The organism is Xanthobacter variabilis (genome assembly GCF_043831965.2).
Taxonomy (GTDB): domain Bacteria; phylum Pseudomonadota; class Alphaproteobacteria; order Rhizobiales; family Xanthobacteraceae; genus Xanthobacter.
In genome coordinates this window covers 4320938-4344978 of record NZ_CM195533.1, presented here as the reverse complement: position 1 = coordinate 4344978, position 24041 = coordinate 4320938, and the positions used below count along the sequence as shown (strand labels likewise).

Annotated in this window: 20 protein-coding genes; 18 read left to right on the top strand and 2 right to left on the bottom strand. The window is 68.6% G+C overall.

Annotated features, from left to right (window positions below):
- Window positions 1-2 precede the first annotated feature (2 nt).
- From V5F26_RS18840 to V5F26_RS18820, 5 genes are all read left to right on the top strand, one after another.
- Window positions 3-833, top strand: a complete 831-nt coding sequence (locus V5F26_RS18840; protein WP_234052893.1) for an ABC transporter permease — start codon at window positions 3-5, stop codon at window positions 831-833.
- Window positions 830-2455, top strand: a complete 1626-nt coding sequence (locus V5F26_RS18835) for an ABC transporter ATP-binding protein (RefSeq protein ID WP_234052892.1) — start codon at window positions 830-832, stop codon at window positions 2453-2455. Before V5F26_RS18840 ends, V5F26_RS18835 begins: the two co-directional genes overlap by 4 nt.
- Before the next feature lie 29 nt (window positions 2456-2484).
- The gene (locus V5F26_RS18830; RefSeq protein ID WP_394058431.1) at window positions 2485-2991 is read left to right on the top strand and encodes a CMD domain protein; all 507 of its coding nucleotides are present in this window, start codon (window positions 2485-2487) and stop codon (window positions 2989-2991) included.
- Between the two features lie 17 nt (window positions 2992-3008).
- Complete coding sequence (locus V5F26_RS18825) at window positions 3009-3587, top strand: peroxidase-related enzyme (RefSeq protein WP_394058429.1); 579 nt, start codon at window positions 3009-3011, stop codon at window positions 3585-3587.
- Between the two features lie 93 nt (window positions 3588-3680).
- Window positions 3681-4718 (top strand): bile acid:sodium symporter, encoded by a 1038-nt coding sequence (locus V5F26_RS18820; protein ID WP_509210527.1) that lies wholly within the window; start codon window positions 3681-3683, stop codon window positions 4716-4718.
- A gap of 280 nt (window positions 4719-4998) precedes the next feature.
- On the opposite strand, the gene V5F26_RS18815 is transcribed toward V5F26_RS18820, so the two are convergent.
- Together V5F26_RS18815 and V5F26_RS18810 are read right to left on the bottom strand one after the other, a co-directional pair.
- Window positions 4999-6144, bottom strand: a complete 1146-nt coding sequence (locus tag V5F26_RS18815; RefSeq protein ID WP_394055855.1) for an MFS transporter — start codon at window positions 6142-6144, stop codon at window positions 4999-5001.
- Window positions 6145-6544: 400 nt separating this feature from the next.
- A complete protein-coding gene (locus V5F26_RS18810) occupies window positions 6545-7270 on the bottom strand; it encodes a response regulator (RefSeq protein ID WP_394947102.1) in 726 nt (241 codons plus the stop codon).
- 430 nt (window positions 7271-7700) lie between these two features.
- Between V5F26_RS18810 and V5F26_RS18805 the strand changes: the two genes are divergently transcribed.
- From V5F26_RS18805 to V5F26_RS18745, 13 genes are all read left to right on the top strand, one after another.
- Entirely contained in the window at window positions 7701-9317 is a 1617-nt protein-coding gene (locus tag V5F26_RS18805; RefSeq protein WP_394947397.1) for an amidohydrolase, read from the top strand.
- Window positions 9314-10330 carry a CobW family GTP-binding protein gene (locus V5F26_RS18800; protein WP_394947103.1) on the top strand — a complete coding sequence of 339 codons (1017 nt, stop codon included), beginning with the start codon at window positions 9314-9316 and terminating at the stop codon, window positions 10328-10330. Before V5F26_RS18805 ends, V5F26_RS18800 begins: the two co-directional genes overlap by 4 nt.
- Window positions 10321-11907, top strand: a complete 1587-nt coding sequence (locus tag V5F26_RS18795) for an ABC transporter substrate-binding protein (protein WP_394055814.1) — start codon at window positions 10321-10323, stop codon at window positions 11905-11907. The genes V5F26_RS18800 and V5F26_RS18795 overlap by 10 nt, the downstream gene beginning before the upstream one ends.
- Complete coding sequence (locus V5F26_RS18790) at window positions 11904-12899, top strand: ABC transporter permease (protein ID WP_394947104.1); 996 nt, start codon at window positions 11904-11906, stop codon at window positions 12897-12899. Before V5F26_RS18795 ends, V5F26_RS18790 begins: the two co-directional genes overlap by 4 nt.
- A complete protein-coding gene (locus V5F26_RS18785) occupies window positions 12896-13780 on the top strand; it encodes an ABC transporter permease (RefSeq protein ID WP_394055811.1) in 885 nt (294 codons plus the stop codon). Before V5F26_RS18790 ends, V5F26_RS18785 begins: the two co-directional genes overlap by 4 nt.
- Before the next feature lie 2 nt (window positions 13781-13782).
- The gene (locus V5F26_RS18780) at window positions 13783-14781 is read left to right on the top strand and encodes an ABC transporter ATP-binding protein (RefSeq protein ID WP_394947105.1); all 999 of its coding nucleotides are present in this window, start codon (window positions 13783-13785) and stop codon (window positions 14779-14781) included.
- Window positions 14778-15803: an ABC transporter ATP-binding protein gene (locus tag V5F26_RS18775; RefSeq protein WP_394947106.1), complete on the top strand. Its 1026-nt coding sequence runs from the start codon at window positions 14778-14780 to the stop codon at window positions 15801-15803. Before V5F26_RS18780 ends, V5F26_RS18775 begins: the two co-directional genes overlap by 4 nt.
- Before the next feature lie 197 nt (window positions 15804-16000).
- Complete coding sequence (pdxR, locus tag V5F26_RS18770; RefSeq protein ID WP_394055806.1) at window positions 16001-17500, top strand: MocR-like pyridoxine biosynthesis transcription factor PdxR; 1500 nt, start codon at window positions 16001-16003, stop codon at window positions 17498-17500.
- A gap of 211 nt (window positions 17501-17711) precedes the next feature.
- Complete coding sequence (locus tag V5F26_RS18765) at window positions 17712-19247, top strand: sigma 54-interacting transcriptional regulator (protein WP_394947107.1); 1536 nt, start codon at window positions 17712-17714, stop codon at window positions 19245-19247.
- Window positions 19248-19453: 206 nt separating this feature from the next.
- A complete protein-coding gene (gene alr, locus V5F26_RS18760; protein ID WP_394947108.1) occupies window positions 19454-20638 on the top strand; it encodes an alanine racemase in 1185 nt (394 codons plus the stop codon).
- Window positions 20639-20676: 38 nt separating this feature from the next.
- Window positions 20677-21933: a D-amino acid dehydrogenase gene (locus V5F26_RS18755; protein ID WP_394947109.1), complete on the top strand. Its 1257-nt coding sequence runs from the start codon at window positions 20677-20679 to the stop codon at window positions 21931-21933.
- Window positions 21934-22501: 568 nt separating this feature from the next.
- A complete protein-coding gene (locus V5F26_RS18750; RefSeq protein WP_394947110.1) occupies window positions 22502-23251 on the top strand; it encodes a TSUP family transporter in 750 nt (249 codons plus the stop codon).
- 17 nt (window positions 23252-23268) lie between these two features.
- Complete coding sequence (locus tag V5F26_RS18745; protein ID WP_394947111.1) at window positions 23269-24030, top strand: SDR family NAD(P)-dependent oxidoreductase; 762 nt, start codon at window positions 23269-23271, stop codon at window positions 24028-24030.
- The last annotated feature ends 11 nt before the right edge of the window (window positions 24031-24041 follow it).

The window sequence follows — 24041 nt, the reverse complement described above, 5'->3', positions numbered from 1 at the left end:
CCATGCCCGCCTTCAAGCGTTACTTCCGCAATTCGTCGGCGGTGATGGGGCTGGTGTTGCTGGTGGCCGTGGTGCTGCTGGCGCTCAGCGCGGATTTCCTCTTTCCCCGCAACCCGCTGTCCCTGGCGGGCCGGCCCCTGCAATGGCCCATGGCCAACCCGCGTTTCTGGCTGGGCACCGACAATATGGGCCGCGACATCGCCGCCCAGATCTTCTACGGCGCCCGCATTTCGCTGCTCATCGGCGTGGTGGCCACCTCGCTGGCCATTGCGGTCGGCATCCTGGTGGGCGCGGTGGCCGGCTATTATGGCGGGCTGGTGGATGAGGTGCTGATGCGCATCACCGATGCCTTCCAGACCCTGCCCAACTTCCTGCTGCTGCTGCTGCTCATCGCGGTGTTCGGCTCGCGCATCGAGATGGTGGTGATCGCCATCGGCGTCGTCTCCTGGCCAGCACCCGCGCGATTGACACGGGCGGAGTTCATGACCCTGCGAAATCGCGAGTTCGTGGAGGCCGCCCGCCTCTCGGGGCTCAGCGACACCCGCCTGATCTTTGGCGAGATCCTGCCCAACGCCCTGCCGCCGGTGATCGTCTATGCCAGCGTGGTGATGGCCACCTCGATCCTGCTGGAAAGCTCCCTGGCCTTCCTCAACCTCTCCGACCCCAACGTGCCCTCCTGGGGCAATCTGGTGGGCCTGGGCCGCTCCGTGCTCCGCTCGGAATGGTATGTGAGCGCCATTCCCGGCTTCGCCATCCTGCTGACCGTTCTCGCCGTGTCTCTGGTCGGACAGGGACTGAACGACGCCCTCAATCCTCGACTGGATGAACAATGAGCCATCGTCTCGCCGTCGAAGGCCTCTCCGTCGCCCTGCCCAAGGGCGCCGACCGGCCGCTCGCTCTGGACAACGTCTCGCTGACCCTGGGCTCGAACGAGATCCTGTGCCTGGTGGGCGAAAGCGGTTCCGGTAAATCCACCACCGGTCGCGCCATCATGCGCCTGCTGCCCCCCTCGGTGCGTATCCAGGCCGGGCAGGCCCGGCTGGACGGCCAGGAGCTGTTCTCCCTCCCGGAGCCCGCCATGCGCGAAATCCGGGGCTCCCGGATTGGCATGATCTTTCAGGAGCCGATGACGGCCCTGAACCCGCTGCGCACCATCGGCGACCAGATCGGCGAAGTGTTCCGCGTCCACACCAAGCTGACGCGGACGGAGACCGCCAAGCGGGTGCAGGAGCTGCTCAGCGAGGTGCTGATCCCCGATCCCGTGGCGGCCGCCAAGGCGTTTCCCCATGAGCTGTCGGGCGGCCAGCGCCAGCGGGCCATGATTGCCATGGCGCTGGCGCTTGAACCGGCGGTGCTGATCGCCGACGAGCCCACCACCGCCCTCGACGTGACCACCCAGGCGCAGATCCTGAAGCTGATCCGCGACCTGCAGAAGCGCAAGGGCACCGGGGTGCTCTTCATCACCCACGATTTCGGCGTGGTGGCGGAGATCGCCGACCGGGTCGCGGTGATGCAGTGGGGTAAGGTGGTGGAGCAGGGCCCCGCCAGCGAGATCCTCAACAATCCGCAGCATCCCTATACCCAGAGCCTCATCGCCGCCGTGCCGCCGCTGAAGCCCACCGCGCGCCCGCCGTGCGACAACGAGGTGCTGTTGCGGGTGAGTGGCCTGTCCAAGACCTATGGGCGCAAGACCCTGTTCGGTAAGGGCCGCGTGACCCATGCGGTGCGCGACGTGTCGTTCGAGCTGCGGCGTGGCGCCACCTTGGGCATCGTCGGTGAGAGCGGGTCCGGCAAGTCTACCACCGCCCGCTGCGTCGCCCGCCTCATCGCGGCCGATACCGGCAGCGTGACGCTGGGTTCGGAAGACCTTCTGGCCTTGTCCGCGCGCCAGTGGCGGCGGGAGAGCCAGAAGGTGCAGATGGTGTTCCAGGATCCCTTCGCCTCGCTCAATCCGCGCCGTCGGGTGGGCGAGCTGGTGGCGCAGGGGCTGGTGGCCCGCGGCGTCGATCGCGGCAAGGCCATGGACCGCACCCGGCTGCTGTTCGAGATGGTGGGCCTCGATCCCGAGGCGGTGAGCCGTTATCCGCACGAATTCTCCGGTGGCCAGCGCCAGCGCATCGGCCTCGCTCGGGCGCTCGCGCCCGAACCGCAGGTGCTGATTGCCGACGAGGCGGTCTCGGCGCTGGACGTGTCGGTGCAGGCGCAGGTGCTGGATCTTCTGGAAAGCCTGCGCCAGCGGCTCGGCCTTTCAGTGCTGTTCATCACCCATGATCTGCGCGTGGCGGCGCAGGTGACGGATGAGCTGATCGTGATGAAGAACGGCGAGATGGTGGAAGCTGGCCGGGCGAGCGACATCCTCGAAAACCCGCGCCACCCTTATACCCAGATGCTGATCGGGGCGGTTCCCGGCCGCAACTGGACACCGCCGGGCCACGCCGAGGCCGCGCCCCAGTGATGGCGGCCGGCACCGCGAAGGGAGATCCCATGTCCGCCCGTCAGAATGGCGATGTGATCGAGAGCGTTCTCGGTCTCACGCCCTCCTCGCCGATCCCGGAACTGCGCGGGCTGCGGCCGATGCTGAAGCATCTGTCGCAGACCAGCTACGCCGCCGCTCTCGAGGCCGAGGAGCCGTGCAACTTCTCTCGCGCCGAGCGGGCGGCCCTGGCCGCGCGCATGGCCGCCGCGTGGCGTTGCGAGGAGCTCGCCACCCATTATCGTGCCCGGATGGTGGCCGAAGGGGGCGGGGAGGCGGAAGCGGCCATGGCGAACCCTGCATGGTCCCCGCCCGCGCCCGCCGGGCGGCTGGCTGCCGTGCTGCGCCACGCCGACCTCGTGACCCTGAAGCCGAAAAGCGCGACGCGGGCCGATATCGAGGCCCTGAAAGCGAGTGGGCTGGATGAGCGCGACATCGTCGCGCTCTCGGGCCTCATCGCGTTCGTGAACTATCAGATCGTGCTCGTCGCGGGCCTTCGACTGCTGCGGGACCATTGAGATGCAGGGCCACTGAGATGCAAGATCCGGTTCTTGATTTCACCACCGATCCGCTGGACTGGCGCCCCCATATCACCCCCGTCGACCTGGCCGGCGCGACCCCCGAGCAGCTCGACGCCATGAAGGTGACGCCCTCGAACAAGGGCGTTTCGCCCTATGTCCTGGTGCTGGCCCACGAGCCGGACATGCTGCGCGAGCGCACGCCCTTGTTCAACGAGATCATGTATGGCGAGGGCGGTCTTTCCCGCGCCGGTCGTGAGCTTGGGGCGCTGGGGGCCTCGGTGGTCAATCATTGCGTCTTCTGTGCGTCTGTGCATGCGGCGCGCTATATCCAGCAGGCGCGCAAACCCGAGATCGTCGCCGAAATCTTCGAGAACGGCGCCAAGGCCGACCTGCCCCTTGAGGAACAGGCGCTGTTCGACTTCGCGGTGGACATCACCACCGATCCCATGTCAGTGACGAGCTATCACCTCCATCATCTGCGCAACATGGGGCTGAGCGATCTGGAGATCGTGGATCTCATTCATGCGGTCGCCATCTTCGGCTGGGCCAACCGGCTGATGCACACCCTGGGCGAGCCGCACCGCAAGGGGTGACCGGCGCACGCCATCGCATGATTTCCCGCCCCGGATCGGATTTATTCTCCTCGCCGGGGCCGTTCCCGTTCCCATTTGCCAAGGTCAACGTTCGTGCGCATCAAGATTGACCCGTTTCTTCCTGCCCTTGTGGCGGTAGTTGTGCTTGCCCTGGTCTGGCCGCAGCCGGGGGTGACCGGGGGCTTTCTCCACGCGGACCGCGCGGCCACCTGGGGCATCGGTGTCATCTTCTTCCTCTATGGCGTGTCGCTTGCCACCCGGCGGCTGCTGGAGAGCGCGACCCGCTGGCAGCTGCACCTGGTGGTGCAGCTCGCCACCTTCGCGCTGTTCCCGCTGGTGGTGGTGCTGGCCATGCCGCTCATCAACCGGCTGATGCCGGAGGAAGTGGGCATCGGCTTCTTCTTCCTGGCGGCGCTGCCGTCCACGGTGTCGTCGTCGGTGGCCATGACGTCGCTGGCCAAGGGCAATGTGCCGGTGGCCATCTTCAACGCCTCGATCTCCTCGCTGATCGGCGTGTTCGTCACGCCGCTGCTGATGGCGTGGTACCTGCACGCAACCGGCGGCTCCATGGCGCTGGGCGATGTGATCGTGAAGCTCATCATGATCGTCATTCTGCCGCTGGTGGTGGGCCAGCTGGTGCGCCCGCTGCTGCTGTCGTTCGTGGAGAAGCACAAGCTGATCGTGAAGATCGCGGACCGGGCGGTGATCCTGGCGATCGTCTACAACGCGTTCTGCGACAGTGTCGCGGAAGGGGTGTGGAGCGGGCACAGCGCGCTGCTGCTGATCGGCATGGTGGCGGGTGTGGGGCTGCTGTTCGCGGTGGTGTACTGGCTGCTGGGGCTGTTCTGCCGGTTTGCGGGGTTCAACCACGCGGACACGACGGCGGTGCTGTTCTGCGGCTCGAAGAAGTCTTTGGCGACGGGGCTTCCCATTGCCAAGGTGATGTTCGGCACCTCGCCGCAGCTGTCGCTGATCATCACGCCGATCATGATCTACCACTTCCTGCAGCTGGTGGTGATCGGCTTCATCGCCGGCGGCCGCGCGGCCAAGGGCGAGGTGCTGGAAGCCCTGGCCCAGGAAGAAGCCGCCGAACCCTCCCTCATCGCCGACGACCCACGCGACAAGGCCTGAACAACCGGGCCTGAGAGGCCGCGCGCGAGATTGTCAGCCCGGAGGCGTCGATCCGGGTTTAGATTGAGCGGGGAGGGCGAGCCCCAGGCGGAACCCGGCGCCGTGGGCTCATGTCCATGCCGATTTGCTTCGATCGGACGCGGCGGCCGGAGGAGGATCATGCGATGATGTATGGCGACGGCATGATGGGCTTCGGCATGTGGGGGTTTTGGCTTTTCGGCCTGCTGGTCCTGATGCTGGTGGTGCTGGGCATCGCCGCCCTCATCAAGTATCTCGGCCGCTAGCGCGCTTTCACCCCTTCCTTTCGGCGCACCATGCCGGGCGCGATGAGGAGCAGGGCGGCGAGCACCGCGAGGAGCGCGCCGCCGATGAATGTCGCCTGGGCGCCCAGGTTTTCCCACAGCAGGCCGGCCGCAAGGCTGGCGAGCAGCGTGGCGCCGCCGGTGGCGAGGTTGAACAGGCCGAAGGCCGAGCCGCGCAGCTCCGCCGGGGCATGCTGAGCCACGAGCTTGGCGAGCAGCCCTTGGGTGAGTGCCATATGGGCGCCCCATAGCACGATGCCCAGGAATGCCCCCGGCAGGCCCGGCGCGAAGGCCAGAGCCAGATCCGCCGCCACCAGCACGGCAAGGCCGCTGAACAGCAGGCGCTGTGCCGGGGCCTGGTCCGCCCAGGCACCGGCCGGATAGGCGCCGAGGGAATAGACCACATTCATTGCCACCAGGACGAAGGGCGCGAGCGCCAGCGGCAGCCCCTCGTCATGGGCCTTCAGCACCAGGAAGGCCTCGCTGAAGCGGGCCAGGGTGAACACCACGCCAATGGCCACCACGCTCCAGAACGGCCGGCCGAGGCGCTTGAGATCGGCCATCCTCACCGGAGGCGGGCGGGCGCCGGCCTCGGCCGCCACGGCCCGGTCCTCCACGCCCAGCACCACGCAGAGCACCGCCAGCGCGCCGGGGATGAGGGCGACCCAGAACACCGCGCGCATATCATCCGAGAACAGCGCCATGAGGGCGATGGCGAGAAGGGGCCCGGCGAAGGCGCCCACCGTGTCGAGGGCCTGGCGCAGGCCATAGGCGCGACCACGGATTTCGTCGGGCGTGACATCGGCCACCAGGGCGTCTCGCGGTGCGCCCCTCATGCCCTTGCCAACGCGATCGGCGAACCGCGCCGCCAGGACCATGCCCGGCGCGCCGGCCAGGGCGAAGAAGGGCTTGGAGGCCGCGCCGAGCCCGTAACCCAGCAGGATGAGTGGTTTGCGCCGCCCGAACCGGTCCGAGAGATAGCCGGAGAATACCTTTGCGATTTGTGCCGTGGATTCCCCGACACCCTCGATCAGCCCGACCATGGCGATGCTCGCGCCCAGCGTGCCCGTGAGGAACAGGGGCAGCAGCGCGTGGATCATCTCCGAAGAGATGTCCATGAACATGCTCACCAGGCCGAGCGCCCATACGGTGCGCGGAATGGCGGGGCGCGCACCGGCGCGCTGCGGGCCGGCCTGCGGCTGTGTCGTCTGTTCGCGCGGCGTCACCTGGCTCCACCATCGTCATCACCCGGGCGCCATATGATACGGGCTGCGGTTCGCGGGCAACCATTTGACCGGGCGCGCGACGGTTGGCGGCGCGGGCGGCGTGTCGCCTCGGCCGATGGCGAAGGGGCCTGCGGCGGGGAGTGTTGCCGGCTCTCAAGGACCAGGAGGGCAAGGGCCCGCGCGCCCATCCGTGAGCGGGACGCATGGCCCTAGCCAAAGCCGGGCGGTCGCTGGCGCTTCTCCGCCATGGTGAACGCGCCCCTCCGGAGCTTCGCCCTCCAGGGCACCACGGCGCGCGTCAGCTGCGCTCGACCTCGGGCACGAACAGGTAGCCGGCGCCGCGCACGGTCTTCACCATTTCCGGGCCGCCATGGACATCGAGCTGGGCCCCGAGCTTCTTGCGCAGCCGGCTCACCTGGATGTCGATGGCCCGGTCGAAGCCCGTGGCGGTGCGGTTCTTGGCGGCGTCCATGAGCTGGTCGCGGTTCAGCACCCGCTGGGGGTGTTCCAGGAAGGTGACGAGCAGGTCGTATTCACCGGTGGAAAGGTCCACCACCGCCCCACCCGGATTGGTCAGCTCCCGGCGGCGCGTATCCAGCGTCCAGCCGCGGAAGGTGAGGCGGGCGCCGCCGGATGTCGCCGCTCCGCCCGCCGGCCGCGCCCGCCGTAACACTGCGTGAATGCGGGCGAGCAGCTCCCGGGGGTTGAAGGGTTTCGCCAGATAGTCGTCGGCGCCGAGCTCCAGCCCCACGATGCGGTCCACATCGCCGCCACGGGCGGTGAGCATGATGATGGGGACCTGCGAGCTGCGCCGGATATCGCGGCACAGGTCCAGGCCGCTCACGCCGGGCAGCATCACATCCAGGATGATGAGATCCACCGGGCCCGCCGCCATCACCTCCCGCATCTCGCGGGCGTCCTGGGCGGAGGACACCTTCAGCCCGTTCTCGCGCAGGAACTTGCCGGCGAGGCGGCGGATGTCCGCATCGTCATCCACGATGAGGATGTGACCTTCGGGCGACACGGGCAGCACACTCCTGAACCGGCTGCGGCACCGCCGGCCGGTGCCGCGCCTTTCTTCTACCCCGCGCCGGTGCGATTGCCGAGAGATGAGCGGCGCGGGGGGGCTTCCGTGGCGGGACATTGGACAAGCCGGAAGACCTGATATGATTGCCGGCACGCATGGACGGGCGCGGGGCACATGCCCCTTGCGGGTTCCACGCGCGAGGCCGATCGGTGGAGGGGCGGGGCAATGGCGCCCTGGCTCCGGCGGCGGCCGAAGGCTGTGCGCGGCACCGCGCGGAGCACCCGACAGCATCCATCATCCTGGACCCGTCGACGCGGCTGCGCGGGCGCGGCTCTGGATCCATTGCTCCTGGCTGGCTGGTCCCTGTCGTTTCACGGGCCCGCCCTCATACTCCTTCCAAGAATGAGGGGATCGCAACGTGAGTGAAATGACCGTTTTCGAGGCCCGGCGCGTCATCACCATGGACTCGGACCGGCCGGACGCGACTCATGTGGCGGTGCGCGACGGGCGCATCCTTGCCATCGGCGCGGCGGAGGATTTCGCGGGCCAGCCGGTGGATTGCCGCTTCGCCGACTGCGTGATCCTGCCCGGCTTCGTGGAAGGCCACGCCCATGTGATGGAAGGCACCCTCTGGAAGCACACTTATGTGGGCGCGGGCGATCGCCGCAACCCCGCCGGAGAGCTGGTTCCCGGCCTCTCCTCCATCGACGGCGTGGTGGAGCGCCTCGCGCAGGCGCATGCGGCGTCGCCCACGGACGAGACCCTGGTGGGCTGGGGCTTCGATCCGCTGCACATCAAGGGTGCGCGCCTCACGCGGCAGGACCTCGACCAGGTGTCCGCCGAGCGGCCGATGGTGGTGTTTCATGCCAGCCTGCACATCATCGTGGCCAATAGCCGTGTGCTGGAAATGGCGGGCTTCGATGCCGACACGCCCATCGCCGGTGTGGTGAAGGGCGCCGACGGCCAGCCCTCGGGCGAGCTCCAGGGCATCGCCGCCCGCCTGCGCCTGCTGCGCGCCTTGGGCTGGACCTCCTGGGCGGGCGAGCTGGAGGCAGCGGACGTTGCCCGCTTCGGCGCGGCGGCCCGGGTGCAGGGCATCACCACCATTGCCGACCTGCATAATGACCTGCCCGACAGCACCATTGAGATCTATCGGGCCGCCTGCACGGAGGATCTGCCGGTGCGGATCGTGCCGGCGCTCGCCTCCGCCTCCTGCGCGCCAGAGGACGGGGTGGCGCGCATCGCCGCCTTGCGCGCCCACAATACGGAGCGGCTGCGCTTCGGCCTCGTGAAGATCATCGTGGATGGGTCGATCCAGGGCTTCACCGCCCGCCTCGGCGCGCCCGGCTATCACAATGGCGCGCCCAACGGCATGTGGTATGTGGCGCCCGATGATTTGAAGCGCATCGTCGGCATCTATCACGCGGCCGGCGTGCAGCTTCACATTCACACCAATGGCGATGAGGCGACGGAAGCCGCCCTCGACGCCATCGAGCTGGCCCTGAAGGCCGAGCCGCGCGCGGATCACCGGCACACGCTGCAGCATTGCCAGCTCGCCCGCCCCGCCCAGCTGGAGCGCGCCAAGGCGCTGGGCGTGTGCCTCAACCTGTTCGCCAACCACGTTTATTATTGGGGCGACATTCACCGCGACCTCACCGTGGGACCCGAGCGGGTGGCGCGCATGAATGCGGCCAAAAGCGCAGGCCGGTTGGGTATCCCATTCTCCATCCATTCGGATGCGCCGGTGACGCCGCTTGGTCCCCTGTTCGCGGCCTGGTGCGCGGTCAACCGCATCTCGTCGTCCGGTGCGGTGCTCGGTCCCGATGAGCGGCTGAGCGTGGGCGAGGCGCTGCACGCGATCACCCTCGGGGCCGCCCATACGCTGCATATGGACAGCGAGGTGGGCTCCATCACCCCCGGCAAGCATGCCGATTTCGCGGTGCTGGCGGAGGATCCCTTCGCGGTGGCTCCGGAAAAGCTGCGGGATATTTCCGTTGTCGCCACCGTGGTGGGCGGCAAGGTCTTCCCGGCGGCGCGGCCATGATGCAGGGCGCCACCCGCTTGGGGCGGCCGCGCCAGCCGCTCACCGTCATCGGCGGCTTCCTGGGGGCGGGCAAGACCACGTTGGTCAACCGCCTGCTGGCCGGTGGCGCGGGTCGCTATGCGGTCCTGGTCAACGATTTCGGGGCGGTCAACGTGGACAGCGATTTGATCGCCAGCCACGATGGGGAAACCCTGCGCCTGACCAATGGTTGCATCTGCTGCAGCCTCGGCGACGGCTTCCTGGGCACCCTGGCGCGGGTGCTGGCGGAGCCGGTGCCGTTCGATCACATCATCATCGAGGCGAGCGGCGTCGGCGACCCCGAGGCCATCGCCGAGATCGCCATCATCGAGCCGGACCTGCGCCTGAGTGCCATCGTGGTGGTGGTGGACGCGGAAGCCTTCCCCGCCCAGATCGCGGATGCCCGCCTGGGCGATACCTTGGCGCGGCAGGTGCGCGCGGCGGATATCCTGCTTCTGAACAAGTGCGACCTCGCGGGGGATGAAGCCAAGGCGCGTGCGCGCGCTCTCCTCGCGGAGCTGGCGCCGGGGCGGCCGGTGGTGGAGACGGTGGGCGGCCGCATGCCGGCGGACATCGTTGCCCCCGGCCTTATGGGCGAAGAGCGCCCGCGCTTTCGCGCCACGTCCGCCGCCGATCACGAGGCGGCATTCGATCGCTTCATCTATCGCCGCCCCGGCGCCTTCGAGGCCGGCGCCCTGCGCGGCGTGCTGGAGCGCGCGCCTTCGTCCGTGCTGCGGCTGAAGGGCTGGGTGCGCCTGGGCGCGCCTGCCGAAACCCGCGTGCTCCAAATGGTGGGGCGCCGGTGGACCCTCGCACCCGCCTCATCCCCCGCGCGGGGAATTGAGCTGGTGGGCATCGCGGCCGGTGACGCCCATGCGGGCGAGGCTTTGGCCGATCTTCTTGACCATGCCCTGGTGCCCGCCGCCGCTGGTGGGCCCGACTTTTCTTCTGCCATGTCCCGCAACCCCTACGGAGACGATCCCCGATGCAACTGACCAAACGCGCATTCATCGCCGCGGGCTTTTCGTGCCTGCTCGCGCTCGGGGCGCCCGCCAGGGCCGAGACCATCGCTCCCCTCGTGATCGGCACCACCCAGGTGCCGCGCCACTTCAACGGCGCCGTGCAATCGGGCCTCGCCACCGGCATGGTCTCCACCCAGCTCTTCGCCAGCCCGCTGCGCTTCGACGACAAGTGGACCCCCAAGCCCTATCTGGCTGAAACGTGGGATGTTTCCCCGGACGGGCGCACGGTGACGCTGCACCTGGTGAAGAACGCGGTGTTCCACGACGGCCAGCCGTTGACCTCCGCGGATGTCGCCTTCTCCATCGACATCATCAAGAACAACCACCCGTTCAAGACCATGCTGGCGCCGGTGGAGAGCGTGGACACGCCGGACGCCTATACGGTGGTGATCCACCTGTCGCGGCCGCATCCGGCCCTGCTGCTGGCCATGTCGCCGGCGCTGATGCCGATCCTGCCGAAGCACATCTATGGCGACGGCCAGGACATCCGCACCCATCCGGCCAACCTCGCCGTGGTGGGCTCGGGCCCCTTCAAGCTGGTGTCGTACAAGCAGGGCGAGACCATCGAGCTGGAGCGGTTCGACAAGTTCTTCCTGCCGGGCCGCCCGAAGCTCGACCGCGTCATCTTCCGCATCCTGCCGGACAAGAACAGCCTGGTGATCGCCACGGAGCGGCACGAGGTGAACATGCTGCCGTTCCTGACCGGCGTTCTGGACGTGAAGCGCCTTCAGAAGGCGCCCGGCGTGGAGGTGACCGCCAAGGGCTATGAGGGCATCGGCCCGCTCAACTGGCTGGCCTTCAACACCAAGAAGAAGCCCCTGGACGATGTGCGCGTGCGCAAGGCGCTGGCCTATGCCGTGAACCGCGATTTCATTACCCAGAAGCTGCTGGGCGGCACGGCAAAGCCCTCCACCGGCCCCATTGTGTCCGGCTCCCCGCTGTTCGAGCCCAATGTGGAGCAGTACAAGCTGGACCTGAAGAAGGCCGAGCAGCTGCTGGACGAGGCGGGCCTGAAGAAGGGCGCCGACGGAAGCCGCATGACGCTGACCATCGACTACATTCCCAATCAGAATGAATACCAGCGCAACATCGCCGAATACCTGCGCTCCGCCTTCAAGCGCATCGGCGTGACCCTGGAGGTGCGCGCGGCGCCCGACTTCGCGACCTGGGCACAGCGTGTGTCGAATTTCGACTTCGACCTGACCATGGATTCCGTGTTCAACTGGGGTGACCCGGTGATCGGTGTGGCGCGCACCTATCTCGGCAGCAATATCCGCAAGGGCGTGATCTGGTCCAACACCCAGCAATACAGCAACCCCCGCGTGGACGAACTGCTGGAGGCGGCGGCCATCGAGACCGACCCTGCCAAGCGCAAGGCGCTCTACAGCGAGTTCCAGAAGATCGTGGTGGATGAGGTGCCGATCACCTTCATCAACGTGACCCCCTACGAGACCGCCTACGACACGCGCCTCACCGGCCTTCCGGATTCCATCTGGGGCGTGCTGTCTCCGCTCGACGAGCTCACCTGGTCGTCCGGGGCCGCCAAATGAAGGGAGGCGCCGCCTTGTGGGCGCGTGCCGCCCGGCAAATCGTCAACATCGTCGGTCTGCTGCTGGCGGTCGTCGTCCTCAACTTCCTGCTGATCCAGACTGCGCCGGGTGATCCGGCGCAGGTGATCGGCGGGGAGATGGGCGGCGCCTCGCCGGAAGTCCTGGCCCAGATCCGCGCGCAATACGGCCTTGACCGGAGCCTTCCCGAGCAGCTTTTCACCTATCTCGGGAAGGTGGCCCATGGGGATCTCGGCTATTCCTTCTACTTCAACCAGCCGGTCACCACGCTGATCCTGGACCGCCTGCCGGCGACCATGCTCCTGGTGGTCGCGGCGCTGGTCCTGGCGGTGGTGGTCGGCGGCGGCATGGGGGTGCTGGCGGCGCGCAAGCCGGATGGGGCGCTGAGCCGCTTCGTTTCGGTGGTGTCGACCGCGGCCCATGCGGCGCCGGTGTTCTGGACCGGCCTGATGCTGCTGGTGCTGTTCTCCTCCATGTGGCCCATCCTGCCGGTGGCCGGCATGGTGGACCCCGCCGCCCAGTATTCGGGCCTCGATCATGCGCTGGACGTGGCCCGCCACATGGTGCTGCCCACGGTGACGCTCGCCATCGTCTATATCGCCCAATACAGCCGCCTGATGCGCGCCAGCATGATCGACGCCCTCCACGCGGACTATGTGCGCACGGCGCGCGCCAAGGGCCTGTCCGAGCGCGTGGTGGTGGGCAAGCACGCGCTGCGCAACGCGCTCATTCCCCTCGTCACCATGGTGGGCATGCAGTTCGGCCAGATGTTCGCCGGCGCGGTGCTGGTGGAGACGGTGTTTTCATGGCCGGGCCTGGGCCGCCTGGTGTTCGATTCCATCCTGCGGCGCGATTATCCGACCCTGCTCGGCATCCTGTTCTTCTCGGCGCTGCTCGTGATCCTGGTGAACCTCGTGACCGACCTGGTCTACCGCCTGATCGATCCCCGCATTCGCACCGGGAGGGCCGCATGAGCGCCTCGCTGCCGACCACACAGACCGGTGCGCCGCAAGGCGTCGCCTCTCCGGCGGGCACGGCGCTGCGCCTGTTCCTGTCCAATCCCATCGGCCTTGGGGGGCTCATCATCCTGGTGGTGCTGGTGTTCGCCGCGCTGGCGGGGCCGCAGCTCTATGGGGTGGATTCCCTCGACATCGTGGGCATGCCGTTTCAGCCGCCGGGTGAGGATCCCCTCCTGGGCACCGATTATCTCGGGCGCGACATCCTGGCGGGCCTGCTCCAGGGCGGGCGGGCGAGCCTGGCGGTGGGCTTCACCTCGGCCCTGATCACGGTGGTGATCGGCGTTGCCTTCGGCTCCCTCGCGGGCTTCTTCGGCGGCGCCGCGGATACGCTGCTCATGAAGGTCACCGAATTCTTCCAGACCCTGCCGACACTGCTGTTCGCCATGGTTCTGGTGACGCTTTTCGGCCAGCATCTCGTGGTCACCACCATTGCCATCGGCATCGTCTCCTGGCCGCCGACGGCGCGGCTGGCTCGGGCCGAGTTCCTGCGCCTCAGGGGGCTGGAATTCGTGAAGGCGGCCCGGGCCTCGGGCGCGGCGCCCGCTTATCTCATCTGGCGGGTGATCCTGCCCAATGCGGCGCCGCCCATCGTGGTTTCCGCCACCCTGGCGGTGGGCACCGCGATCCTGTTCGAGGGGGCGCTGAGCTTCCTGGGCCTGGGCGATCCCAATGTCATGAGCTGGGGCCTCATGCTGGGCCAGAACCGCGCCTATGCCCTCGATGCGTGGTGGACGGTGATGTTCCCCGGCGCTGCCATCTTCCTCGCGGTGCTCGGGACCAGCCTGGTGGGCGATGCCTTCAACGACGCCATCAACCCCCGCCTGAGGAAGCGCTGAGCATGAGCCCGATTCTGTCCGTTCGCGACCTCACCGTCTCGCTGAAGCGCCCCTCCGGCACGGTGCCCGTGCTCGAACACCTCTCGTTCGAGCTCGATCGCGGCCGCACCATCGCTTTGGTGGGCGAATCCGGCTGCGGCAAGAGCATGACGGCTCTCGCCATCATGGGCCTGCTGCCCGATGGCTTCGCCCTGGAGAAAGGCTCCATCCTCCTGGATGGGGAGGACGTCACAAAGGTTCCTCCCGCCCGCCTCCGGGCGCTGCGGGGCAATGCCATGTCCATGATCTTCCAGGAGCCCATGACGGCGCTCAATCCGGTGTTCACGGTGGGCGACCAGATCTGCGAGGCGCTGCGGCTGCATCAGGGGCTCGGGCGGCACGCCGCCATGGAGCGGGCGCTGGCCATGCTGAAGGCGGTGCAGATCCCCGCCGCCGAGCAGCGCCTGCAGGCCTATCCCCACGCTCTGTCCGGTGGCATGCGCCAGCGGGTGATGATCGCCATGGCGCTGGCGTGCCGGCCCAAGCTGCTGATCGCCGACGAGCCAACCACCGCCCTCGACGTGACCGTCCAGGCCCAGGTGTTCGATCTCCTGAAGGAGTTGCAGGAGGAGATGGGAACGGCCATCGTCCTCATCACCCACGACCTCGGCGCGGTGGCGGACATCACCGATACGGTGGCGGTGCTCTATGCGGGGCGCTGCGTGGAACATGGCCCGACCCTGGAGGTGATGGAGGCACCGCGCCATCCCTATACGCGCGGCCTGATGGCCTGCTCGCCCCACCTGCGGCTGGGCGCGGCGGCGGCCGGCGTGCCCGAGCCGCTCCAGGAAATCCCCGGGCTGGTGCCGCCTCTGGGCCAGCGGCCCCCCTCCTGCGCCTTCGCGCCCCGCTGCGCGCGGGCCACCGACAAATGTTCGGCGCAGGACCAGCCGCCTTTGGCGGCGATCTCGCCCGACCATGAGGTCTCCTGCTGGCATCCGGAAGAAAGGGCCGTGGCATGACGGCGGTTGAGAATGTGCGCCCGCGCCCCATCCTCCAGGTCAATGACCTGACGGTGCATTTCCCCGCTGCGGGCGGCAAGGTGGTCCATGCCGTGGATGGCGTGAGCTTCGTGGTGCATGAGGGGCGCAGCCTTGGCATCGTGGGGGAATCCGGCTCGGGCAAGTCCACCACGGCGCAGGGGGTGATGCGGCTGGTGCCGGCCACCTCCGGGCAGGTGGTGCTGCGGGACGAGGACTTCCTCGCCATGCGCGGCGGCCGCCTGCGGGAGGCGCGTCGGCGCATCCAGATGGTGTTCCAGGATCCGTTCGCCTCGCTGGACCCGCGCCGTCAGGCCGGGGAACTGGTGGCCGAGCCGCTGCGCCTGCTGGAGGGCCTTTCGCGCCGGGCCGCTGCCGATCGGGTGGCCGAGCTTCTGCCCACGGTGGGCCTGCCGCCGGAGGCGGCCTTCCTTTATCCTCACCAGTTCTCCGGCGGTCAGCGCCAGCGCCTGTGCATCGCCCGCGCGCTCGCTACGGCACCCGAGCTGATCGTATGCGACGAGGCGGTGTCGGCCCTCGACGTGGCCATCCAGGCGCAGATCCTCAATCTGCTGCGGCGGCTGCAGCAGGAGCGGGGCATTGCCTATATCTTCATCTCCCACGATCTCGGCGTGGTGCAGCATCTGTGCGACGAGATCGCGGTGATGTATCTCGGCCAGATCATCGAGCAGGGCCCCACCGCCAGCTTCTTTTCGGCGCCCCGACATCCCTATAGCTGGTCGCTGATCTCCGCCGCGGTGCCGGCCGGCCCCCTGCGCGAGCGCTTGAAGGCGCGGTATCTGGTGAAGGGTGAGCCGCCGAGCCCCATCGATCCGCCCGCCGGCTGCCGCTTCGCCGGCCGCTGCGCCTTCGCGGTGGACCGCTGCTGCGCGGAGACGCCGCTGCCCCGCCCCGTGGCGCCCCGCCATTTCGTTGCCTGCCACCGTGCCGGGGAGATCGAGGCCCCGGATTTCTCCAGCGGGGAAATGGCCCTGTCGGCATGAACGACCCTTCGCCCGTCGCGGGGCACGGCTCCAGCGATCTGCACAATAGGCAGGCAATGCCGGATTTCGGGTCGGCCTTGCTCGCCCCCTGTGCAGCGGCTCGCTCCCCTGGAATACCACGCGAAGGTATTAAGGTGGCTCGTGGCATCGAACTTGCTTTTCAAGATGGTCAACGTCTTGGAAGAGCAGGGGTCGACGTGGAAGACGAACTCCGCTGGAAGCGCATTTTTGGAGAGCCGGACCGCAGCGGCGTGCCTTTGCATGTGCAGCTTCGGCGCTCCATCGTGCACGCGGTGGAGACCAACACTCTGGGCGCTGATGTGCGCCTGCCGTCCTCGCGGCAGCTCGCGAGCCTGCTGGGTATCGCGCGCAACACGGTGAACGCCGCCTATCAGCAGCTGGTGGACGAAGGCGTGCTGGTGGCGCGCGAGCGCTGCGGCATTTTCGTGGCCTTGTCGGCGCCGAGCCGGACGCCCCGTCTGGTGCCGAAGGCCGACGGCGATGACTGGTCGGCGCGCTTCGCGGTGCGGCCCTCGGCCCAGCCCCAGATCGCCAAGCCGCGGGACTGGCTCTCCTATCCCTATCCCTTCCTGTTCGGCCAGTTCGACCCGGCCCTGTTTCCCAGCAACAATTGGCGCGAGAGCGTGCGGGCCGCCTCCCATGTGCGGCAGATCAACGGCTGGGCCGGCGACCTCATCGACGAGGACGACGCTGATCTCGTCGAGCAATTGCGGCTGCAGATCCTTTCCCGGCGGGGCATCATCGCCAGTCCCGACGAAATCATCGTCACCATCGGCTCGCAGCAGGCCCTGTCCATGCTGGTGCAGCTTCTGGTGGGCCGCGACACCCCGGTGGGGGTGGAAAATCCCGGCTATACGGACATCCGCAACATGGCCCGGCTCGCCACCGACGATGTGGTGAACCTGGACGTGGACATGCACGGCGTGGTGCCGGATGCGCGGCTGGCGAGCCGCAAGGTGGCCTTCGTCACCGTGGGCCATCAATGCCCCACCACGGCGGTGATGCCGCTTTCCCGGCGGCGGGAGCTGCTGGCCATGGCCGAGCGCCACGATGTCGTCCTGGTGGAGGACGATTACGAGGCCGACGTGGCCTTTGACGGCGGACAGGCCATTCCCTGCCTGAAGAGCCTCGATACGGCCGGGCGGGTCATCTATGTGGGCAGCTTCTCCAAGGTGCTCGCGCCGGGGCTGCGGGTCGGCTACATCGTCGCGCCGGCGCCGGTGGTGGCGGAATTGCGGGTGCTGCGGCGCCTGATGCTGCGCCATCCGCCCTCCAACAATCAGCGCAGCCTCGCCATGTTCATCGCCCTTGGGCACTACCGCCACCATCTGCGGCGGAGCGGGGAGGTGCTGAAGGAGCGGGCGGACCTCATCAGCTCACTTTTGCCGGAGCTGTTTCCCCAGTGCCGATGGCGCCGCGACGCCAGCGCCACCAGTTTCTGGATCGAGGCGCCGCAGGGCACCGACATGAGGGCCCTGGCCGAGACCGCGCGCGAGGCCCATGGGGTGCTCATCGAGCCCGGCGACATTTTCTTCGACCGCCCGGAGGAGGCGCGGCGCTTCTTCCGGCTGGGCTTCACCTCCATCGCCACGAACCGGATCGAGCCGGGGCTCCGGCGCCTCGCCGCCATCATGCCCGCCCATGCGCCCCTGGCGCGGCTGCGCCAGAAGGGCTGACGGAGGCTCGGCTCGCGGGGCGGTTCGCGGCATGTGCCGCAGACGTATGCGGTGCTCCGGCGGCGCGGCGTCTCCGGCCAGCGCGGTGGGCCCTTGGTGGCCGTACCGCCCCGGCTTGCCGCGCGCTCTGGGGACGGCTAACCCTGGGGGACCGGCGCCCCCGGCTGGCCGCGCCACCCGCCGTCAAATTCTCGGCCGAACTCGGATTGTCATGCGCATTGACGTGGCCTTTTGCGATCGGGTCGGCATCGCACACGAAATCCTCGCGGCGCTCGCCACCCGCCGCCTCAATGTGACGGCGGTGGAGGTAGCCCCGCCCCACGTCTTCATTGATGCGCCGGATCTCTCGGAAGCTGCCTGGGTCGATCTGTGCGACGCCTTGCTGTGCGTGGATGGGGTGACCGCCGCGCGTCGCGTGGACATCCTGCCCGTCACGCGGGATCGGCTGCATCTGGAAGCGCTGCTGGCCGGCATGCCGGATCCGGTGCTGCTGGTGGATGCGCAGGGCACGGTGCTCATCGCCAACGCGGCCACGGCTGCGGTTTCGCGCCGACGGGTGGAGGAGATCTGCGGGCAGGGCCTGGGGGATCTCCTGGCCGACGGCCGGTTGCTCGCGGATCTGGTGCGCTCGGGCTTTCGCGCCGCCCCGCGGGAGGTGTCGTTCGGCGGGGTGCCGTTTCAGCTCGACGTGGTGCCGGTCTTCGATGGGGGGCTTTTGGCGGGTGGCGTGGTGACCCTGCTTTCGCCCCACCGGCTGGGGGCCCGCATGCGCGGGCTCCAGACCCAGCCGGAGCGGGGCTTCGACGCCATTTTGGGCAGCTCATCCGCCATCCAGTCGCTGAGGAAGCGGGCGGCGCGGGTGGCGGAGGTGGATGCCCCCATCCTCATTCTTGGGGAGACGGGCACCGGCAAGGAGCTGGTGGCCCAGGCCTGCCACCGGGCCAGCCGCCGGCGCGAGGCGCCCTTCCTGGCGCTCAACTGCGCGGCGGTGCCGGAAAATCTCGCCGAAAGCGAGCTGTTCGGCTACGCCTCCGGCGCCTTTTCCGGTGCCGAGAGGGGCGGCAAGCCGGGGCTCATGGAGCTGGCGGACACGGGCACCGTGTTCCTGGACGAGGTGGGGGAGATGTCCCCCTATCTGCAATCCAAGCTGCTGCGTTTTCTCAATGACGGCTCGTTCCGGCGGGTGGGCGCGGAACGCGAGAGCCGGGTGGATGTGCGCATCATCTCCGCCACCCACCGCGACCTGGCCGCCATGGTCGCGGCCGGCACCTTCCGCGAGGATCTCTATTACCGGCTGAACGTGCTCACGCTCGATGTCCCGCCTTTGCGGGAGCGGGGCGAGGATGTGGTGCGCCTTGCCCGCCATTTCGTGGCCCGCGCCGCAGTGCAGTCGCGCCGGGCGGCACCGCAGCTCTCGCCCGAGGCGGAAGCGGCACTGCAGCGCCAGCCCTGGCCGGGCAATGTCCGCCAGCTCGAGAACGTGATCTTCCGGGCGGTCACCATGTCTGATCAGCCGGTGCTGGAGCCCGCCGACCTGATCCTCGCCGACCGCGACGCAGCCACGGTCCGGGTCCTGGCGGAAGAGGAAATCATGAGCTGGGACAGTGCCATAGAGCGCTTTGAGAAGGCCCTGCTGGCGCGCCTTTATCCGCAATTCCCATCCAGCCGCAAACTGGCGGCGCGCCTCGCCACCTCGCACACCACCATCGCCGATCGTCTGCGGCGCTATGGGCTGACGCGATCGTAAGGAAATCCGTACGTCGGACGGGTTTCCGGACAGTTGCGGCAGGCCATTGAGAAATAAGCGGAAACTCTACATCCTTGAGCGTGGGTGTACGGATTTCCGGACGTGCAGGGCTGTGGTCCTGGTATCAATGCCTTGATTTTGCAGGAAAAGCGTCTTGGCACGGATGATGCGGAGGAAGGGGAAGCCCGTCCAGCAGGTGCCCCGCAATGTCCAGGCCGCTTCCGAAAACCTCTGCCGAACCCACCCCCCGCATCGTCGCCGGCGGGGGTGAAAGCCTTGCCGTGCCGACGCGAGCCGGCGCCGTGGTCCATGTGGATCTCGAGGCCATCGTCGGCAACTGGCGGCACCTCATGGCGGTGGCCGCAGGCGTGCCCGCCGCCGCGGTGGTGAAGGCGGATGCCTATGGGCTCGGCTCTGGTCCTGTCGCATCGGCCCTGGCGCGGGCCGGCTGCCGGACCTTCTTCGTCGCGCACCCGGAAGAAGGGCTCGCTTTGCGCGCGGCGGTCCCGGGGGCCGATATCCTCGTGCTGCACGGTCTGGTGCCGGGTCTGCAGGCGGACATGCGCGCCCATGGGCTCACGCCGGTCCTGTCCACCCTGGGCCAGATCGCGGCTTGGTCGGCGGAGGCCCGCGCCTGCGGCCGGGCCCTGCCGGCGGCGCTGCATGTGGATACGGGAATGGCCCGGCTCGGCCTGTCGGAAGCGGAGGTGGAGCGCCTCGCCGCCGAGCCCGAGCGGCTGAAGGGGCTCGACCTGCGGCTGGTCATCAGCCATCTGGCCTCGGCGGAAGAGCCTGATAATCCCTCTAACGAGCGCCAGCGCGTCACCTTCGAGCGGCTGCGCGCCCGTCTGCCGGCGGCGAAAGCCTCGTTCGCGAACTCTTCCGGCGTGTTCCTGGGCGCGCCCTATCATTTCGACCTGCTGCGGCCGGGCGCGGCCCTCTACGGCATCGCGCCGCGCCCCGGCGCGCCCAATCCCATGGCGCCGGTGGTGCGCGTTTCCGGCCGGGTGCTGCGCGTGGCCGAGCTGCCGGAGGGCACGGCGGTGGGCTATGGCGGGCGTTATGTGACCCCCGCGCCCCGGCGCGTCGCCACCGTCTCGGTCGGCTATGCGGATGGCTTCTTCCGGGCGCTCGCCGGCAAGGCCCATGCGGGGTTCGCGGGTGTGAAGCTGCCCGTGGTCGGGGCCGTCTCCATGGACATGATCACCGTGGATGTGAGCGCCCTGCCGCCCGATGCCCTGCGCGAGGGCGCCTTTATCGACGTGATCGGCGGCGATGCGGATGGCGTGGACACCCTGGCCACGGCCGCCGGAACGATCGGTTACGAGCTGCTCACCTCGCTGGGTGCCCGCTATGAGCGCCGCTGGCACGGCGCCGGGCACACCCTCTGATTTTGCTGATTTTGGATTCCGGAACCGGGAAGCACGCCATGAAGGTCATTGTTCTGGGTAGCGGCGTGGTGGGCACCACCACCGCATATTTCCTTGCCCGCGCCGGCCACGAGGTGGAGGTGATCGAGCGCAAGGAGGGGCCGGCCCTGGAAACCAGCTTCGCCAATGCGGGCGAGGTCTCGCCCGGCTATTCCTCGCCGTGGGCGGCTCCCGGCATTCCCTGGAAGGCGGTGAAGTGGATGTTCGCCCGCCACGCGCCCCTGGTCATCCGCCCCACCCTCGATCCGGGGATGTGGAGCTGGATGCTGAAGATGCTCGCCAATTGCAACGCTGCCGCCTACGCCGTGAACAAGGGGCGGATGGTGCGCATTGCCGAATATAGCCGGGACGTGCTGCGGGAGCTGCGGGCGCAGACCGGCATTCATTATGACGAGCGCAGCCAGGGCACGCTGGAGGTGTTCCGCAATCAGAAGCAGATCGATTCCATCGCCGGCGATCTCAAGGTGCTCGATTCCTTCGGCGTGCCCTATGAGGTGCTGGACCGGGCCGGCTGCATCGCCGCCGAGCCGGCGCTCGGCCTGGTGGGTGAGAAGATCCTCGGCGGCCTGCGCCTGCCCGGTGACGAGACCGGCGATTGCTTCCTCTTCACCCAGCGCCTGGCGGAGATCTCCAAGGGCCTGGGCGTGACCTATCGCTTCGGCACCGGCATCGAGCGCATCGTGTCGTCGGGCGGGCGGGTGAGCGGCGTCGTCACCTCCGCCGGCACCCTGCGGGCAGACGCGGTGGTGGTGGCGCTGGGGAGCTGGTCGCCCGATCTCGTGCGGCCGCTGGGCCTTTCTTTGCCGGTCTATCCGGTGAAGGGCTATTCCCTCACCCTGCCTATCGTGGATGCCGACGCGGCGCCCGTGTCCACGGTGATGGACGAGGCCCACAAGGTGGCCATCACCCGGCTCGGCGACCGCATCCGCGTGGCGGGCATGGCGGAGATCTGCGGCTTTGACCTGAAGCTGCGCGAGCAGCGCCGCGCCACGGTGGCCCATGTGGTGTCGGACCTGTTCCCCAAGGGCGGCGATCTTGCCAAGGCGGAATTCTGGTGCGGCCTTCGGCCCATGACGCCGGACGGCACGCCGGTGATCGGCGCCACTTCCTGCAAGGGCCTGTTCCTGAACACCGGCCACGGCACGCTCGGCTGGACCATGGCCTGCGGCTCGGCCCGGCTGCTGGCCGACATCATGTCCGGGCGCAAGCCCGACATCTCCACCGAGGGCCTGGATCTGGGCCGCTACGCCGCCTGAAATGCCTGCCGCGAAATGCCCGTGTGGCGTTCGTCACGCGGGCCGAGATTCAAGGTGCGCCCACCTTCCATGAGTGCCCGACCAGCCCCGCGAGCGCCCGCGCGTTCGCGGGGTTTTTCGTTTGCGTTTGCCTCGCGCTGTTCCTGCTCGGCCGCGTCGCCGCTTGGGCCTGAACCCTGGCATGTGGGCCGGTGGCCCCGTCATTGACCGCCGACTGGACCTTATGCCCATGGCCGATCGCACCACAAATGGGAGCCACGATCCAACAGGCGCAACGCGCGCCGGAAGAAAGGGCGCCCGCCATGGGACGATCCGGAACGAACGTCCGCGCCAGCGGCTAAGGCGCATGCCCCTTCCATGGGCGGGATAGCCATAGCGCATTGATTCGAAACGATTTGTTATGCGCCGCAGCCTTCCCTCCGCTCGAAAGCGTTCGGCCTGAAGGCCGCCGCCGTTGCGCGCTCCGCCCCGCGGCGTCCGGCCACTGCGCCGGCCGCGTTCCCCCGCACCCCTTCGCATGTCTTCTGATCGCCGCCGCGCGATGTTCCGGGACCAGGTGCCGAATTCCATGTCCATGCTCCTTTTCGGCGGCATCTCCTTCCTGGCCGCGGCCTTTCGTGGACTGACCGGCTTCGGCTATGCGCTCATCGCGGCGCTGGGCCTGTTCATCTTTCCGTCGCCGGCCGATGGCGTCGCCTTCATCCTCTTCATCGACCTGGTGCTGACGGTTCTCCTCCTGCTGGATCGGGACCATGGCCGGGTGGATTGGCCGGTGACGCGGCTGCTGCTGGTCATGGGGGCCGCCGGGGCGCTGTGCGGCAGCCTGCTGGCGGTCCATCTCGACGACCAGACGTCCAAGCAGGTGGTCGCCCTCGCCATCTTCCTCGCGGCGTGTGTGGCCATGATCCGCCGGCCGCCCGTGTGGCTGCGGCACACCGCCTTCGGCGCGGGCATCGCCTTCCTGGTGGGCGGGCTGCTCGCCGCCTTCGCGGTCGGGGGGCCGCTGATCGCCGCCTGGCTGCTGGCGCGCAGTTCCGACCGGCGCCTGGTGAAGGGCACGTTGGCCGTCTTCTTCGGCGCGGTGGATGCGCTGAGCCTTCTGGCGCGCGGGATCGTCGGCGCGCTGGGCCCGGACCTTCCCGGCCACATCGCCATCTATGCGCTGCCCACCTTCGCGGGCTTCGCGCTCGGCCGGGCTTTGAGTAGCCGCATGGGCTTCGAGACCTGGCGCCGCATTTCGACCGGGGGCCTTCTCGCCATTGCCGCCGCCGGCCTCATTCAGACCGTCCTCGCGCTCAGCCGGGACCTCCTCCCATGAAAATGAAGGGCGACAGAATGTCGAAGATCGCACTTGTGACGGGCGCCACCGCCGGCTTCGGCGACGCCATCGCGCACCGCCTGGTGGGCGATGGCTGGCGCATCATCGCCACCGGCCGGCGCCGCGAGCGGCTGGACGCGCTGGTGGCCGAGCTGGGCGGGCCGCGGGTGGTGCACGCGCTCGCCTTCGATATCCGCGACGAAGCCGCCACCAAGGCGGCCCTCGCCGGGTTGCCCGAGGACTTCCGGCCCATTTCCGCGCTGGTGAACAATGCCGGCCTCGCGCTGGGGACTGCAGGCGCGCAGGACAGCGACCTCGACCAGTGGAAGATGATGATCGACACCAATGTGACGGGCCTCGTCACCGTCACCCGGCTGGTGCTGGATCAGCTCATCGCCACCCGGGGCGTCATCGTCAATCTCGCCTCCATCGCGTCCAACTGGCCCTATCCCGGCAGCAACGTCTATGGCGGCACCAAGGCGTTCGTGCGCCAGTTCTCCCTGGGCCTACGCTGCGACCTGTCGCGGCACGGGGTGCGGGTGACCTCGCTGGAGCCGGGCCTCTCGGAGAGCGAGTTCACTTTGGTGCGCACGGGCGGCGACCAGGCCGCCTATGACGCCCTTTATGCCGGCGCCAACGCGCTCCAGCCCCGGGACATTGCGGAGGCGGTGCGCTGGGTGGTTTCGCTGCCCGCCCATGTGAACGTCAACAGCCTGGAAATCATGCCGGTGAGCCAGTCCTGGGCGCCCTTCGCGGTGCATCGGGCGCCGGCGAGCTGAGCCGCGCCCCG

What these genes read in the sequence shown, in the direction of transcription:
- V5F26_RS18840 (WP_234052893.1), top strand. Translation starts at nt 3, where the DNA reads ATGCCCGCCTTCAAGCGTTACTTCCGCAATTCGTCGGCGGTGATGGGG.
- V5F26_RS18835 (WP_234052892.1), top strand. Translation starts at nt 830, where the DNA reads ATGAGCCATCGTCTCGCCGTCGAAGGCCTCTCCGTCGCCCTGCCCAAG.
- V5F26_RS18830 (WP_394058431.1), top strand. Translation starts at nt 2,485, where the DNA reads ATGTCCGCCCGTCAGAATGGCGATGTGATCGAGAGCGTTCTCGGTCTC.
- V5F26_RS18825 (WP_394058429.1), top strand. Translation starts at nt 3,009, where the DNA reads ATGCAAGATCCGGTTCTTGATTTCACCACCGATCCGCTGGACTGGCGC.
- V5F26_RS18815 (WP_394055855.1), bottom strand. Translation starts at nt 6,144, where the DNA reads ATGTTCATGGACATCTCTTCGGAGATGATCCACGCGCTGCTGCCCCTG.
- V5F26_RS18805 (WP_394947397.1), top strand. Translation starts at nt 7,701, where the DNA reads ATGACCGTTTTCGAGGCCCGGCGCGTCATCACCATGGACTCGGACCGG.
- V5F26_RS18800 (WP_394947103.1), top strand. Translation starts at nt 9,314, where the DNA reads ATGATGCAGGGCGCCACCCGCTTGGGGCGGCCGCGCCAGCCGCTCACC.
- V5F26_RS18795 (WP_394055814.1), top strand. Translation starts at nt 10,321, where the DNA reads ATGCAACTGACCAAACGCGCATTCATCGCCGCGGGCTTTTCGTGCCTG.
- V5F26_RS18790 (WP_394947104.1), top strand. Translation starts at nt 11,904, where the DNA reads ATGAAGGGAGGCGCCGCCTTGTGGGCGCGTGCCGCCCGGCAAATCGTC.
- V5F26_RS18785 (WP_394055811.1), top strand. Translation starts at nt 12,896, where the DNA reads ATGAGCGCCTCGCTGCCGACCACACAGACCGGTGCGCCGCAAGGCGTC.
- V5F26_RS18780 (WP_394947105.1), top strand. Translation starts at nt 13,783, where the DNA reads ATGAGCCCGATTCTGTCCGTTCGCGACCTCACCGTCTCGCTGAAGCGC.
- V5F26_RS18775 (WP_394947106.1), top strand. Translation starts at nt 14,778, where the DNA reads ATGACGGCGGTTGAGAATGTGCGCCCGCGCCCCATCCTCCAGGTCAAT.
- V5F26_RS18765 (WP_394947107.1), top strand. Translation starts at nt 17,712, where the DNA reads ATGCGCATTGACGTGGCCTTTTGCGATCGGGTCGGCATCGCACACGAA.
- alr (WP_394947108.1), top strand. Translation starts at nt 19,454, where the DNA reads ATGTCCAGGCCGCTTCCGAAAACCTCTGCCGAACCCACCCCCCGCATC.
- V5F26_RS18755 (WP_394947109.1), top strand. Translation starts at nt 20,677, where the DNA reads ATGAAGGTCATTGTTCTGGGTAGCGGCGTGGTGGGCACCACCACCGCA.
- V5F26_RS18750 (WP_394947110.1), top strand. Translation starts at nt 22,502, where the DNA reads ATGTCCATGCTCCTTTTCGGCGGCATCTCCTTCCTGGCCGCGGCCTTT.
- V5F26_RS18745 (WP_394947111.1), top strand. Translation starts at nt 23,269, where the DNA reads ATGTCGAAGATCGCACTTGTGACGGGCGCCACCGCCGGCTTCGGCGAC.